At 67.8% G+C, this 14,837-nt stretch carries 14 protein-coding genes; 7 read left to right on the forward strand and 7 right to left on the reverse strand.

Going from position 1 to position 14,837, the window contains the following annotated elements:
- Positions 1-4: 4 nt before the first annotated feature.
- Entirely contained in the window at positions 5-748 is a 744-nt protein-coding gene (locus tag ACIBH2_RS04110) for an arylmalonate decarboxylase (protein ID WP_397113234.1), read from the reverse strand.
- 46 nt (positions 749-794) lie between these two features.
- Positions 795-1,358 (reverse strand): TetR/AcrR family transcriptional regulator C-terminal ligand-binding domain-containing protein, encoded by a 564-nt coding sequence (locus tag ACIBH2_RS04115; protein ID WP_397113236.1) that lies wholly within the window; start codon positions 1,356-1,358, stop codon positions 795-797.
- Between the two features lie 82 nt (positions 1,359-1,440).
- Between ACIBH2_RS04115 and ACIBH2_RS04120 the strand changes: the two genes are divergently transcribed.
- Positions 1,441-2,334: a DUF4437 domain-containing protein gene (locus ACIBH2_RS04120; protein ID WP_397113238.1), complete on the forward strand. Its 894-nt coding sequence runs from the start codon at positions 1,441-1,443 to the stop codon at positions 2,332-2,334.
- Between the two features lie 48 nt (positions 2,335-2,382).
- Here the strand turns inward: ACIBH2_RS04120 and ACIBH2_RS04125 are convergent, their stop codons facing one another.
- The gene (locus ACIBH2_RS04125) at positions 2,383-3,198 is read right to left on the reverse strand and encodes an HpcH/HpaI aldolase/citrate lyase family protein (protein WP_397113240.1); all 816 of its coding nucleotides are present in this window, start codon (positions 3,196-3,198) and stop codon (positions 2,383-2,385) included.
- 189 nt (positions 3,199-3,387) lie between these two features.
- Here ACIBH2_RS04125 and ACIBH2_RS04130 point away from each other — a divergent pair, with 189 nt between their 5' ends.
- Positions 3,388-4,350 carry an alpha/beta hydrolase gene (locus ACIBH2_RS04130; protein WP_397113242.1) on the forward strand — a complete coding sequence of 321 codons (963 nt, stop codon included), beginning with the start codon at positions 3,388-3,390 and terminating at the stop codon, positions 4,348-4,350.
- A 1-nt stretch (position 4,351) separates the two neighbouring features.
- Here the strand turns inward: ACIBH2_RS04130 and ACIBH2_RS04135 are convergent, their stop codons facing one another.
- Entirely contained in the window at positions 4,352-4,987 is a 636-nt protein-coding gene (locus ACIBH2_RS04135) for a maleylpyruvate isomerase family mycothiol-dependent enzyme (protein ID WP_397113244.1), read from the reverse strand.
- Between the two features lie 66 nt (positions 4,988-5,053).
- Between ACIBH2_RS04135 and ACIBH2_RS04140 the strand changes: the two genes are divergently transcribed.
- Positions 5,054-5,965, forward strand: coding sequence for a MerR family transcriptional regulator (locus ACIBH2_RS04140; RefSeq protein WP_397113246.1), 912 nt, complete (start codon positions 5,054-5,056; stop codon positions 5,963-5,965).
- Here the strand turns inward: ACIBH2_RS04140 and ACIBH2_RS04145 are convergent.
- Positions 5,913-6,839: a bile acid:sodium symporter family protein gene (locus ACIBH2_RS04145; protein ID WP_397113248.1), complete on the reverse strand. Its 927-nt coding sequence runs from the start codon at positions 6,837-6,839 to the stop codon at positions 5,913-5,915. The genes ACIBH2_RS04140 and ACIBH2_RS04145 overlap by 53 nt on opposite strands.
- 98 nt (positions 6,840-6,937) lie before the next feature.
- The gene (locus tag ACIBH2_RS04150; RefSeq protein WP_397113250.1) at positions 6,938-7,975 is read right to left on the reverse strand and encodes an Lrp/AsnC family transcriptional regulator; all 1,038 of its coding nucleotides are present in this window, start codon (positions 7,973-7,975) and stop codon (positions 6,938-6,940) included.
- A 101-nt stretch (positions 7,976-8,076) separates the two neighbouring features.
- Between ACIBH2_RS04150 and ACIBH2_RS04155 the strand changes: the two genes are divergently transcribed.
- A complete protein-coding gene (locus ACIBH2_RS04155) occupies positions 8,077-9,240 on the forward strand; it encodes a lactate 2-monooxygenase (RefSeq protein WP_397113252.1) in 1,164 nt (387 codons plus the stop codon).
- Between the two features lie 172 nt (positions 9,241-9,412).
- The gene (locus tag ACIBH2_RS04160) at positions 9,413-10,381 is read left to right on the forward strand and encodes an Acg family FMN-binding oxidoreductase (protein ID WP_397113254.1); all 969 of its coding nucleotides are present in this window, start codon (positions 9,413-9,415) and stop codon (positions 10,379-10,381) included.
- Here ACIBH2_RS04160 and ACIBH2_RS04165 read toward each other — a convergent pair.
- On the reverse strand, positions 10,378-11,022 hold the full coding sequence (locus ACIBH2_RS04165; protein ID WP_397113256.1) for a response regulator: 645 nt from the start codon (positions 11,020-11,022) through the stop codon (positions 10,378-10,380). The genes ACIBH2_RS04160 and ACIBH2_RS04165 overlap by 4 nt on opposite strands.
- Positions 11,023-11,155: 133 nt before the next feature.
- On the opposite strand from ACIBH2_RS04165, the gene ACIBH2_RS04170 reads away from it, so the two are divergent.
- Together ACIBH2_RS04170 and ACIBH2_RS04175 are read left to right on the forward strand one after the other, a co-directional pair.
- A complete protein-coding gene (locus ACIBH2_RS04170) occupies positions 11,156-13,000 on the forward strand; it encodes a hypothetical protein (protein ID WP_397113258.1) in 1,845 nt (614 codons plus the stop codon).
- Between the two features lie 311 nt (positions 13,001-13,311).
- On the forward strand, positions 13,312-14,658 hold the full coding sequence (locus tag ACIBH2_RS04175) for a DUF222 domain-containing protein (RefSeq protein ID WP_397113260.1): 1,347 nt from the start codon (positions 13,312-13,314) through the stop codon (positions 14,656-14,658).
- Positions 14,659-14,837: the final 179 nt, after the last annotated feature.

A 14,837-nucleotide genomic window follows, 5' to 3' on the forward strand; every position in this document is an offset into this window, starting at 1 on the left:
CGGGTCAGTGCTCCCGCAACAGCTGACCCGCACCCTCCACCCGATCGTCGAGCCCGTGATCGCGCAGTGCGTGCCACAGTGTGGCGGCATTGATGGCGATAACGGGCTTGTCGAGTTCGCGCTCCAGCTCATCGGCCAAGGCCACGAACGACAGATTCGTGCCGACCTGGACGATCGCCTCCACATCCGGCCCGTCGAGTTCCGCGACGACCTTGCGCAGCCGATCCGATTCGACGCGGGCGATATCCATGGCGGTCGGGCAGCGCAGACCGGTGATGGCCGCGACATCGAAGCCCGCCTCGGTGAAGAAGCGCCCCACCTCGCGATCGGCGATCGGCTGATACGGGGAGAAGACCGAAATCCGGCGGCAACCCAGCTCGTGCAGGGCGGCGCGACAGGAACTCGCGCCCGTGGTCACCGGCAGTCCCGTCCGGTCGCGCAGCCGCTGTTCGAACGCGGCATTGCCTTCGACTCCGCCCCAGAAGGTTTCGGCGGACATACCCATGACCATGCGGTCCGGCTCGGCGGTGAGGACATCGCGCACGGCGGTGTCGATGGAGGCGCGGATCTGGCCGAGCAGGGCCTGGAAGTCCTCGTCGTCGCCCATGACCGGGCTCGGGATGTACATCGAACCCGCGCGATAGGCGATACCGGGCAGTCCCGCGCGCCAGTAGTCGTGTTCGACAACGGTATTCGTACTGGGAACAATGACCCCGAAGACGGCTCGGGTTCCCACGGCGTTGGTCATCTGGCAAATCCCCTGTGCTGCTGGTGTTTCGGTGCTTGATACGGGTTCAGGAGGCGGCGACGCGGGCGAGGACGTCGTCGACGGCGCGGTGCGCGCGCTCGCGGTGGATCGGGCGGTCGAGGAGCAGGGCGTCGACCAGCAGTGGCGCGACCACGGCCGTCACCGCCTCCTCGATGTAGTCGGCGTCGGTCGTCCCCGCGGCGCGCAGTGCGGCGCGGAAGGGTTCGAGCAGGTCCATGACATAGCGGTGGCGCAGCGGGGTGCAGGACGGGTCCGCCGCCGAGGCGGTCACCAGCGCGCGCAGAAAGGCCGCGACGGGCTTGTCGCGCAGGCGATCACAGAGCAGGTCGACTTCGGCGTGCAGGTCCGCCGCCAGATCGCCAGCGGGCCGCGACGGCGGGTGCGGGGCCACCGCGATGAGGGCCGCGAGGAACTCGCGCGGCGTCGGCCAGTGGCGGTAGATGGTGCTGCGCGAGACGCCCGTAACCGTATGCAGGCGTTGCGGAGTCAGCGCCGCGGCGCCCTCGCTGAGCAGCAGCTCCAAGGCGGCGGTCAACACCACCGTTTCGGTGTCGGCGGAGGGTCCCGCCGGGCGTCCCGGTCTGGTCATGAAAATTTACTGTACACCTTGTACTGATTATTAATAACCAGTACGTTCTGTAGTGGAAATATCGTTCCTACGAGGAGGACCCATGCGTCCACATGTAGAACTCATCGACGACCGCGATCTGATCACCCACATCGCCGAGTTCCAGCACGCCGAAGGCACTGCGGAGCAACGCAATCTGAGCTACGACGAGGAAGACGGCTCGGCCTCGCTCAAGGTCCGGTTCACCAGCGACTGGTCCCGTCCGGCGGGCGTGCACCACGCCGAGACGGAGTGGTACGTGCTGTCGGGGCAGGTCACCATCGGCGACACCATCCTCGGCCCCGAGGGCTTCTGGATGGCACCCACGGGCGTCTGGACACCGCCGATCTCGGTGACCGAGGGCACCGAGATCCTGCTCTTCCGCGAGGGCGGCGACTGGCGTTTCGATCCGGCCGACGCCGATCGCGACTTCGTGCGCCCCGATCAGAAGCTCGTGGTGCTCAACTCCGCCGAGATGCCGTGGATCGACGTGAAGGACGGCAGCCCCATGCGTTTCGACCTCGGCGGCACGCCGGTGCCGGGGCTGTACATCAAGCTGCTGCACCGCGATGAGAAGACCGGGTTCTACACCCGACTGATCAAAGCCAAGCCGGGCTGGCGTGAGGAGCCGCTGGCGCATCACCCGTGTTCGGAGGAGGCGTACTGCCTCGACGGCGGCTTCGACTACAACTTCGGCAAGATGTGGCCGGGCACGTACTTCTGGCGGCCGCCGCTCATTCGGCACGGCGATTTCACCGCCGACGCCGAGCAGGGCTGCACCTGGTTGGTGCGCTCCGACGCCGATCTCGTGGACTGGTACACCGATGACGCCAAGGTCGAGATGACCGGGAAGGCCACCAACTGGGGGCCGGAGTACCCGCACAGCCTCGCGCCGCGCTTCGTGGAGCCGGTGCGGTCCCGCTCCATCGGCGCGTGGGCCGATCCGTCCTACCAATAGCCGCGCGCGGCAATGGTTTCGCTGCCGGGGCCCCGTCCCCGGCAGCGATCATTCGTCGAGCAGACGACGCGCCTGACGCACCACCGCGAGGTCGACCATACGACCCGCCTCATCGAGGAGCACGCCACCGGCGGCGGCCTCGAACCGCGCCACCAGCGCACGCGCGCGAGCGACCTCGTTCGCGCTGGGGGTGCACACCTCGTTGACCACCGGCACCTGCGCCGGATGTACGCAGGAACGCCCGCGGAATCCCGAACGCTGTAGTGCGCGAGTCGATTCGCGCAGCGCGTCGAGGTCGCGGAAGTCGGTGCTGGCGGGCCCCAGAGGCGGCGCGATACCGGCGGCGGCGCTGGCGAGCACCACCTGACCGCGCAGGGCGAGCAGCTCCCGATCGTCGGGGCTGGGCGTGATGCCGAGTTCGGCCCGCAGATCCGCTTCACCCAGCTGCAAGCGCAGCACCCGTGGCGCCGAGGCTATTTCCCGGGCCGCGTAGAGGGCGGCGGCGCTCTCCAAGAGCGGGCAGATACGAATCGTGCCGGGGCGCGCCTCCCCCTCGGCGAGCAGGGCACTCGCCGCCCGCACCTGTTGGGCGGATTCGGTTTTCGCCAGGCAGACCGCCTCCACGGCCGTGGCCGCCACGGCGCGCAGATCCGCCGCGCCCGTCTCGCCCGGATTCACCCGAACCCAGATTCGCCGCGTGGCGGGTACCGACCGCAACCAGGCGACCACTTCGGCGCGCGCGGAATCCTTGTCCCGCACGGGAACAGCGTCCTCCAAATCGAGCAATATCACATCGGCCGGACCGGCGAGGGCCTTATCGAACAAGTCGGGCCGATTTCCGGGTACATACAGCGCCGATCTCACCGGCTGAACCTCCCGCTTAATTTCTTCGAAACGCAGTTTCCCTGTTGGAAACTTATCGCGCACCCGAAAAACTGTCCAGCACGGGCTGTTTCCGCTTGACAGACGGCATTGGATACCGCCTAATGATCAAATCAAACATTGAAACGCCATTCCGCTAGAGGAAACAGGCGCTCGTCGTGGGAGTCCCCGATGATCCTTCGTGGTTCATTTTCCGCCGCCGCCGCGGTACTGCTCGCCCTCACCGTCAGTGCGGTGGAAACTCCCGCTCGTGCCCAGACGGCGCTACCGGGTTCGATCGAAATACCCTGCGCCACCCGCGTTCTGGAGCAGAGCGCGGACTGGTACCTGCCCGCCGGGGAGCCGCTCGGGCTGGTGTGGATCCAGCACGGGTTCGCGCGTGCCAATGCCAATGTCTCGGCGCTGGCGACCCTCTTCTCCGAGGCGGGCTACCTGGTGTTCGCGCCGAGTCTGCCCTTCATGAACTTCGAAGGGTGCACGCTGCAGAATCTGGGCGACAACAGCGCGTTCCTGTACAGCGTCGCAACGCTTTTCGGTACCGCGGACAGTCCGGGCGGACCGCTCGCCGCCAGCTTGGAGGCCGCCGCCGCGCGGGCCGGGGTCGCGGCTCCCGCGATACCGCGTGAGACGGTTTTCATCGGCCACTCGGCAGGGGCCGAGGCGGTGGCCTTCGTCGCCGACCGGATTCGCACCGCCTACCCCGAGACCTGGAGTCGGCTGCGCGGCCTGGTGCTGCTCGATCCGGTGCGTTCCTTCCTGGGCGACAATATCGACCGAGCGCTGCGCGGTATCGACCCCACCGGCCTGCCGGTGCTGACCATCGCCGCACCGCCCGCGCCGTGCAATACCTTCGGCGTCGGCACCCTCGCGGTCCAGGCCCTGCTGCATCGCCCGTTCATCGGGGTGCGCCTGCCGCAGGGCACGCACACCGACGCCGAGGGCGCGAGCACCGATCTGCTCGGCGGCACCCTGTGTGGCGGCCCCGACCCGGCCAGCACCGCCATGCTGCACACCCTCACCCTCGGCTGGACCCACGACTTCCTCACGGGCACAATCACTCCCGAGCTCTACCCGGCGGCCGACCGCCTCGTGGTCCCGGCGGCACCGGCGGCGAATATTCTCGCCACCACGTGATTCAGCGTGCGTCCAGGAGCGCCGCGCCCGCCCCGGAGAGCGCGGAGAGCCGCGCGGTGCGGCCGGTGGTGAGCAGCAGCAGATCGGCGATACGTCCCTCGATGACCGGGCCGGTACCGACCGCCCACTCGATGTCCGTGGCCACCAGCCGGTATTCGGAGAATCGACGCTGGACCTGGCGGAACCAGCGGGAGGTCAATACCCGGTCGATGGCCAGACGCGCTGAGTCCGTGGACATTTCGCGAGTCAGCCCCAGGGGCAGCGTGATGTCTTGGATGTGGACCAGGACATCCATCAACCGGTCGGTGGGGTTGGTCCCGATAGCGGCGACGCGCGCGGGTATGACGGCGCGTAGCTCGTCCGAGAGTTGACGCGGGGAGGTGCGGTCGGCGTGCCGGATGGCGGTGTCGCGGTTGAGCCGATCGATATTGCCGCGGGCGCGAACGAGAGCGGGCAGCAGCGTCGCCACTGTCGGGTTGCTCGACAGGATCACGTGGGCGACGACATCGCGGACGCGCCAGCCCGCGCAGAGCGACGGATGGTCCCAGTCCGGCGCGGCGAGGGAGTCGAGGAGTTCGACGAGGGTGGTGCGTTCCGCGGCGACCCCCGTCCAGATGTCGTCGGGGGTCGTGGTCATGGTGGCTTCCTTCCGTGTGGAGGGAAGTACCGTAGAAACTCCACCCGGGTGGAGGTACAAGGGATTGTGACGAGCGACACAGTGCGACGGGAATTGGTGTGCATCGGTGTGCTGTCGGAGCTCACCGGTGTTTCGGTGCGCAAGATTCGGTTCTATTGCGACAACGGCGTACTGGAGTCGACACGCAGCGGCGGCGGACACCGCATGTTCGAGCGGGAGTCGGCGGTGGCGCGGTTGTTGCTGATTCGTCGGCTGCGCGCGGTGGGGCTCGGGCTGGTGTCGATCGGGGCGGTACTGCGTGGGGAACGGTCGATGGCGGAGGCGGTGGCCGCCGAGCGCGCCGCCGTGGATGTCGAGTTGGGGGCATTGGCGTGGCGACGAGCCTCGTTGTGCGCCATCGAGAATGCCGATCCGAATGAGCGGGCAGCACGGCTCGAGTTGGTGTCCGCCGTCCACGACGGCCACCGCGCGCACGACACGCTCGTCGCGTTCTGGCGACGGACGCTGGCTCGACCTCCCTCGGCCGTGTTCGACGGCTTCCTCGATATGAACGTGCCAGCGCCCCCGCGTGATCCGACCCCCGAAGCGGTCGTCGGCTACGCCGAACTCGTCGCGCTCGTGACCGACCGGCACTTCGCTGCCGTGGTGTCACAACAGCTCTGGTGCCCGGAGGTACCCGGCCTCGGCGACAGGACCGGGCTGATCGCCGGAGTGGGTGCGGCCTGCGGCATGGCCGAGTCCGATATCCACGCGGGCCGCGAACCGTTCGCGGGCACGGCCCTGGATCGTTTCGTCGACGCCCACGCCAGTGCCCGCGGCACCCGGGACACCGCGGGATTCCGCGAGCGCCTGCGCGGCTGCGGCCACACCGACGACGCTCGCGCCCAGCGCTATTGGCGGCGCACCGGCGAACTCCTGGGCACGCTCACGACGGCGGGTGCGGCGCAGCGCTGGCTGTTCGAGGCCCTCGCCCGGTAGCGGCGTCGGCCGAGGACCGGACGCGGCGACTGATCAACCAGCCGACCAGTGCGGCCAACGGAACCATGCTCACGCCGTACACCGCCGCGGGGATGGCCATTTCGGTGCTGTCCAGCACGCTGATGGCAATGGTGATGGAGATGGCGCTGTTGTGCACGCCGACCTCCATGGAGCAGGCGATGGCCTGCCGGGCGCGCACGCCGAACAGGCGCGGCACCTGATAGCCCACCGTCAGGCTGATCAGACAGAAGATGGTGGTGATCGCGCCGACATCGAGCAGGTAGTCGGTGACATTGCCGCGCTCGGTCACCATGGCCGACAGCACGACCGCCATGAGCAGCAGCGCCGAGGCGATGCGGACCGGGCGATCCATGGCCTCGGCGAAGCGGGTCGCCGTGCGCCGCAGCGCCATACCGACGAGCACCGGCACCAATACGAGCGCGAAGACCTGCACGACCTTGCCGAATTGCAGGCCCACCGTACCCGCCTCGCCGACCGGATCGAAGTGCGCGATGGCGAGATTGGTGATGAGCGGCACCGTCACCACGGCGAGGAGCGAATTCACCGCCGTCAGTGAGACATTCAGCGCCACATCGCCACCGAACAGGTGGCTGAACAGATTCGCCGTCGCCCCGCCCGGTGAGGCCGCCAGCAGCATCATCCCGACCGCGAGCAGCGGCGGCAGCCCGAACAGCAGCACCAGCCCGAAGGCCACCAGCGGCAGCACCACCATCTGACAGCCGAGCGCGACCGCCACCGCCTTGGGATTGCGCGCCACCCGGGTGAAATCGTCCACGGTCAACGCCAGACCCAGTCCGAACATGATCACAGCCAGGGCCAGTGGCAGCGCCACCGAAACAACCGGGGAATTCACGATCTACCTCTTCTCGTCCCTCGCGGGTGCATCCCACCGTAGCGGCGGCGGCGCTGCTCATGATCGAATACCGCCCAGCGGCCTCCGACGGTTCGCACTCAGTCGGGATTGCCAGGGTCTTGCCAGATATCCGGGGCCACAACGGCTACCGAGCGGCCCAGCGGATCGAGCAGGCGGCCGAGCAGCTTCTCGTGGCGCAGGGTGACGACCCGCTCGGCGATGCGCAGCTCCGGATGGTCGGCGGCGAGCTGGGATTCGAAGCGCAGCACATCGTGCACCGAATGCAGACTGGCCTGCACTACCAGATTGCGTGGACCGCTGATGGCGGCGCAATTGCGGGTCTGCGGCAGCGCGACGAGGGCGTGGCCGATACGGCGCAGCTCGGCGGCGGGAGCATTGGCCCAGAAGGTGACGGCGACGGGCCAGCCGCCGAGCGGGCGCGCGAAATCGCAGCGGAAGCGCAGGAGGCCGAGACCGGTCAATTCGTGGATGCGGCGTTTGACGGAGGCGGTGCCCGTGCCCAGCACGGTGGCGAGCGCGGCATAGGAGGCGCGACCGTCGCGGGCCAGCGCGGCGATCAGGGCGCGGTCGCCGTCGGTGACCCGACCGCGATCGCGCGACGAGGGTGGTCGGGCGGCCGGGGTGGTGAGCTGGACACGCTGATCGGGGGCGAGCGCGTCGATGCGCCAGTCGCCGCCCTCGGTGAACATGTGCGTCACCAGGTGCGCGCGGACCCCCGCGAGATGCGGGACGGCGGGCAGGACATCGAGGGTGTAGCGCGACATGGCGGCCAGATCACCGGTGGCGACGGTGGCCAGAATCTGGTGGCTGCCCGCGCGTTCGAGGGTGAGCATATGCGGATGCCGCGCCAACTCGGCCACCACGCTCGCGGATTCCCCTGCCGCACAGGCGATATCGAGGTAGGCGACGCAGATTCGCTCGAGCAGTCGCGGGCCGGGCGACATGGCGACCCAGGCCGCGCCGCGGCGCTCGAGCCGCTGCCAGCGCCGCGCGACGGTGACGGGATCCACGCCCAACGCCCGGCCGAGCTCGACCCAGGCGGCGCGGGGTCGCAATTGCAGGGCATGGATGAGCGCGAGGTCGTCCTCGCTCAACAGCTCATCGTTTTCCTGCATCTGCATTCCTTGTTTGGTGTGTTTCCTGCACTGGAGTCGAGTGACCGACTCGATATCGCACAGTAGTGGGAACATGCGGCGAGCAACAGAGAGGGCGTGAGATGGCGTTCGGCGACTACCAGAACGAGATCTACTTCAATGGGCTACGCGGGGTGGTGCCCACCCTGCCCATGACGTTCGACGAGTTACGCGATCGCGCCCGGGCCGCCATGCCGCCCTCGGTGTGGTCGTACGTCGCGGGCGGCGCGGGCAACGAGCGCACCCAGGACGCCAATGTGACCGCCTTCGACGGCTGGGGCCTGATCCCGCGCATGTTCGTCGGCGCGAAGGAGCGCGATCTGTCGGTCGAGCTGTTCGGAACGACCTGGCCCGCACCGGTCTTCCTGGCGCCGATCGGGGTGATCGGCCTCTGCGCGCAGGACGGGCACGGCGATGTGGCGACCGCTCGCGCGGCGGCGCGCACGGGTGTGCCGATGGTGGCCTCGACCCTCATGGTCGATCCGATGGAGGAGGTCGCGGCCGAGTTCGGGGACACCCCCGGGTTCTTCCAGCTCTACACCCCGACCGATCGCGAACTGGCCGCGAGCCTGGTCCAGCGCGCCGAACGGGCCGGGTACCAGGGCATTGTCGTCACCCTCGACACCTGGGTGACCGGCTGGCGACCGCGCGACCTGGCGACCGGAAACTTTCCGCAGCTGCGGGGCCACTGCCTGGCCAACTACTTCACCGATCCGGTCTTCCGCGCCGGGCTGGCACGCACACCGGAAGAGGATCCGCAGTCGGCGATCCTGCGCTGGGTGCAGCTCTTCGGCAATCCGCTCACCTGGGACGATCTGCCGTGGCTTCGCTCGCTCACCACGCTGCCGCTGATCGTGAAGGGCATCTGCCATCCCGATGACGCGCGACGCGCGGTGGATGCCGGGGCCGATGGCATCTACTGCTCCAATCACGGTGGCCGCCAAGCCAATGGCGGACTGCCCGCGGTGGATGTACTGCCCGAGGTGGTCGCCGCGTCCCAGGGCGTGCCGGTGCTGTTCGACTCCGGGGTGCGCACCGGCGCGGATATCGTCAAGGCGCTGGCGCTGGGTGCGAGCGCGGTCGGCGTCGGCCGCCCCTACGCGTACGGACTCGCGCTCGGCGGCGTCGAGGGAGTCGTACACGTGCTGCGCGCGCTGCTCGCGGAGGCGGATCTGATCATGGCGGTGGACGGATATCCGACCGTGAAGGACCTCACCCCCGAATCGCTGCGACGCGTCCGCGTCTGACGGCCGTCCGGGCGGGTTTCGCACGAGCCCGCCCGGACTTTCGGACCGGAGATTCGGGACCTTCGGACCGGTGTGAACGGTCGCGGTTATAACCACACTCGATTACGGCGCAGCACGCGGACACCTCTGACCCGCGGCACTCGACGCTGATCGGAAGGATGGAACCGCACCCATGAGCCTCGCCCAGCCGAGCCTCGACACCCTGGAAGCCGCGCTCGATATGGCCGTGCGCGCGCCGTCCGTGCACAATTCCCAGCCGTGGCGCTGGCGCATTGACGGACGCACCGTCGACCTGTACGCCGACCCCGGTCGCCACCTCGTCGCCACCGACCCGCAACGGCGGGGACTGGTGTTGAGTTGCGGTGCGGCACTGCATCATCTGCGGGTGGCCATGGCGGTCCTCGGGTGGTCCGCCGATGTACGACACTTGCCGAACCCCGCGGACACCGAGCATCTCGCCACCGTCGAATTCCGCCCCCGGGAACCGCGCCCGGCCGATTTCGCCCTCGCCGCCGCCCTCATGCACCGCCGCTCCGACCGCAGACGCTACAGCTGGTGGCAGGTGCCCTCCCCGTATGTACGCCGAATCTCCAGCCAGGCAACGCGATTCGGTGCCACAGCGCGACATGTGCCGGACGGGTTGCGATCGAGGTTGGCGCGTCCGGCCCGGGAAGCGGCCCGCCGACACGCCGCCGATCCGGCGTATCAGCGCGAACTCGCCGCCTGGAGCGGTCGGCGCGGCACCACCGACGGCGTACCCGCCGCCAACACTCCGTGCCCCGGTGCCGACGACGAGATTCCGGTGCGGGTGTTCAACGAACCCGGACTGGCCGACCGTACCGAACATCCGGATGCCGCCGAGTGGCTGGTGGTCTGCACGCCCGCCGACGACCGATTGTCTCGACTGCGTGCCGGTGAGGCCATCAGCGCCATGCTGTTGAGCGCGACGGAGCTGGGCCTGTCGACCTGCCTGCAAACCGAACCGCTCGGCGTGCCGGAGCTGCGCGACGATATCCGCGCGCAGGTCTTGCAGAATTGCGCCCACCCGCAGGCGATGGTGCGCATCGGATGGGTGCCGACCAGCGCCGCACCGCTGCCGCACACCCCGCGCCGACCGTTGGAGGAAGTGGTGGAGCGCTAGTTCTCGGGCGATCCGGGCAGCCCGAGTTTGGCCGCCAACACCGCCGCCTGAGTGCGGCCCTCCACCTCGAGCTTGTTCAACAGCTGCGACACGTAGTTCTTGACCGTCTTCTCGGACAAGAACATTCGCCGCGCGATCTGCCGATTGGTGAGCCCCTGGCCGAGATATTCGAGCACCGTGCGCTCCCGATCGGTCAGATTCGACAGCGGCCCCGGGGCATGCTGCTCGCGCAGCTTCGCCATGAGCGCCGCCGTAGCGCGCTCGTCGAGCAGCGACCGCCCCGCCGCCACCGCACGAATGGCTTCGATGAGTTCGGTCCCGCGCACATCCTTCACCAGGAATCCACTCGCCCCCGCCAGGACAGCGCCGATCATCGAGGATTCGTCCACGAAGGATGTCAGCATCAAACACCGCGTGCGAGGCGAGGCAGCCAACAGCTCGCGGCACAGTTCGACGCCGCTACCGTCGGGCAAGCGCACATCGAGCACCGCCACGTCCGGTCGCAGCGGCGGTAGCCGCCGTTTGGCCTCGGCGTAAGTACCCGCCTCACCGACCACCACCAGATCGTCGGTGCTCTCGATGAGGTCTCGAAGCCCAACCCGGACGACCTCGTGATCGTCGACCAACACCACCGTCACCATCGCGAACGCCTCCCTGTCCCCCACTCCTGATCGGTTACCCATCGGTTACCCGAGGAAACGGTTAGCAGGCATACCTCTCGGTTTTATGGGAACTCGCGGTGACAGACAACTCGAATAGCACGGAGCTTGACCCATGGGCACGGATATCACGGTGAGGGCGGAAGGTCCGGAGGGCGGCGGCGCCGCATTGGATCAGGTCGCGATACTGACCGGAAGCGCGTTTGTCATAACGGCGGCATTACTAGTCGTCGGGTACCTACACCGCACTCGGCGCATCACCTGGCTGGGCGCCGCCGCCGACCGACTCGGCGCGTGGTCCAACCGCCCCGGATGGGTGGCGCTACCCCTGGCGGTCTTCATCACCACCATTCTCACGGCCATGCTCGGATTCATCTGGGACGTGAGCCTGCACATCGGCCGCGGCCGCGACGAAGGCCCGCTGGCGAACCCGGCGCACTACTTCATCATGGTCGGACTGTTCTTCCTGCTGGTAGCCGGGATGCTCGCCATCCTGCTGCCCCTGGACGAGAAGCCCGGCCCCGCGGCCATTCGCATCACCCGGAATTGGTACGCGCCGGTCGGCGGGGTGCTGATGGCGGCCGCAGGACTGTACGCGCTCATCGGCTTTCCCCTCGACGACATTTGGCATCGCCTGTTCGGCCAGGATGTAACACTCTGGGGGCCAACGCATCTCATGCTCATCGGCGGCGCCGGTTTGTCGCTCGTCGCGGTGTTGCTGCTGGAGTTCGAGGGACGCCTGGACAAGCCCGACCCGGAGCGCGCCGATGGGCGGTGGATGTGGCTGGTCCGCACCTTCGCCTTCGGCGGTCTACTCATCGGACTGTCGGTGTACCAAGTGGAATTCGACTTCGGCGTCCCGCAGTTCCGGCTGGTGTTCCAGCCGATGTTGATGGTGGCAGCCGCGGCGGTCGCGTTGATCGCGGCGCGCTACACGCTCGGGCGCGGGGCAGCGCTGGTCGCGGTCATCTTCGCGATGATCGTGCGCGGCGTGATCGCGGTCTTCGTCGGCCCGGTACTCGGCGCTCCGAACAATGCGTTCCCGCTGTATCTCGGAATGGCGGTAGTGGTCGAACTGATGGGCCTGCTACCCCTGGCACGCAAACCACTGTGGTGGGGCGCGGCGACCGGTCTCGCGGTCGCGACCGTGGGCCTCTGGCTCGAATCCCTGTGGGTGGGCGAAATGTTCGTCGACTCGTGGCCGATGGGGATGTGGCCAGAGGCGCTCGCCATGGCGGTGCCCGTCGGAATCGCGGGCGGCGCACTCGGAGTCATGCTGGGATTCGTGCTGCGCGGTGAACAGCTCCCCCGACCCGCGATCAGGCGCGGCGTAGTCGTCGCGGCGGTCCTGATCGCCGCCGCTGCCACAGCCAACGGCTTGCGCACCGAAGTACCGGAAAACGCCACTGCCACAGTACGATTGAGCGACGCCCCAGCCGTGGACGGCGGCCGAATGGTGACCGCCGACGTAACCGTCTCCCCCAGCGATGTAGTCAGCTCAGATGCCGAATGGGTACAGATCCTGAGCTGGCAAGGCGGCACCGGGGCCGCGACACCGGGCCGAGGATTGGTCGTCGACGAGCTGCGCGAAGTCGGCCGCGGCCATTACGTGAGCACCAGATCCGTTCCCGCACACGGGGAATGGAAGACGGTGCTACGCCTGCACGACGGAACCGTCCTCACATCGCTCCCGGTGTATCTGCCGGACGACCCGGCGATCGGCGCGCAAGGCGTTCCAGCGGTCGGAGACTTCACACGGCCGTTCGTCTCCGAGATCACTGTGCTGCAGCGAGAGCGATCATTCGATCATCCAGCGTGGTTGTACACAGCGGCGTGCTTGATCGTGCTCGTATGTTCACTGGCGTTGATATGGGCACTGAGTTGGGGAGCCGCTCGGCTCAATCTCGCTTATCGGGCAGACGTTCGGAGCGCGAAAATCCTTGCATCATCCGACAGATAGCAGAATTTGAAGATCCTTATATCAGAAATAATTCCTGCACTGGGGCAACGCATTTCGCGATAGAATCGATGCATGACTTCGGGCGGGGAAATCAACGAGAAAGGCGTGGTCGCCACACTGGCGAACCTCGACGTCCTCCTCGATTCCCTGCTCGACAATTCATGCACCACTTTGCCGGATGACGAGTTCATCGACCACATGCGTGAATTCGAAGCCTTCGCCCGCAAAGTCGCCGTCGTGCAACACCGCTTCGCGCAAGCGGTCGCGACCGCGGCCTCGCCCAGCGGTACGGATTCAGCCCGACCGCCGGGGTGCGCAGCTTCCTCGTCGAAACCCTCAATCTGTCCAAGGGCGACGCGGCCGCGCGGACGAACGCGGCCGAGCACCTCGACGATCGCCGCTTCAGCCCGAACGGCTACCTGCCGCCCGCACTGCCGTTGACCGCGGCCGCGCAAGCCGCGGGCGAAGTCTCCGCCGACCATGTGCGGGTGATCATTTCGGTGATGGACCGTATCCCCGCCAGTGTCGAACAGCAGTCGCGGACCGAGGCGGAAGAACGGCTGGTCGAGTCCGCGCGGGTGTGCACGCCCGACGGGCTCAAGAAGGTCGGGGAGCGGATCCTCGCCTTCCTCGATCCCGATGGGAAGTTGACCTCCGACCGTGATCGGGCGCGGATGCGGTCGTTGGTGCGCAGCACGCAACGCATCGACGGCATGATCGAATTCAAGGGGCTGTTCAACCCCGAGGCCACCGCGTTTCTCGACACCATGTTGGCGAAGTGGGCACGCCCAGGGATGTGCAACCCGGACGATCCCGAGAGCCCCATGGTGGCCGATCCCGATGGGGACGATCGCAGCATCGTCGAGGCGGCTGCCGCGCGTGACACGCGCAGTCAGGCGCAGCGCAATCACGACGCGCTGCTCGCCTACCTCAAGCACGGCGGTCCCCAGAACCTCGGCGACCATCGCGGCATCCCCGTCAGTGTTGTGCTGACCATGACTGTCGAGGATGTGGAGAAGGCGTCGGGCTGTGCGACCACCGCGACCGGTGGCACGGTGCCGATGAAGACCGCTTTGGAGATGGCCGAAAGCAGCATCCCGACGCTGATGGTGTTCGACCACACCCAGAACAAGCCGCTGCATCTCGCTCCTGGTGTGCGCCTGGCCAATAAGTGGCAGCGCCTCGCGCGCATCGCGACCGATCGTGGCTGCACGCGCCCGGGATGTTCGGCTCCGGCGACGATGTGCCAGATGCATCATGTCCTTGGCTTCGCCCAGGGCGGCTTGACCCACATCGAGAACCTGACCTTGGCGTGCGATCAATGCCATGGACGGATCACCGGCACCGCCTCGGGGTGGGAAACCGAAGTCCTCGACCAGAATTCGGACCATCCCGGCAGAGTGGGCTGGCGAGCGCCCGCGCATGTAGACCCAGACGGTCTACTCGAGGTCAATCATGTGCATCATCCCGACGAGGTCTTGTATCAGGCCGACGTCCGTATAGAAGCACGCCACCTGCGCGAAACCCGCGCCACCGCACATGGTTCCACCGCACCAGCCTCTCCAGGCATAGCCCAGACGAGCGCACCCACCGCACCAGAACCGCCACCGGGCACAACGTCGAGCAGCGAACCCGCCGCGTCCCAACCCCCGTGGTGAGCGTCCCCAAAGAGGGACAACCCCGCGCCAGACCCCCCGGAATCGTCCTGGGGTAATCCCATCGCCCCAGGCCCCCGTGGGATGTGTCGGAAGGCGTCCGGCGTGCCACCACGGTGACCGGCGGCACGGTGCCGATGAAGACCGCGCTCGAAATGGCCGAAGGCGCGATCCCGACACTC

The sequence above is a fragment of the Nocardia sp. NPDC050406 genome (genome assembly GCF_044459025.1).
Lineage (GTDB): Bacteria > Actinomycetota > Actinomycetes > Mycobacteriales > Mycobacteriaceae > Nocardia.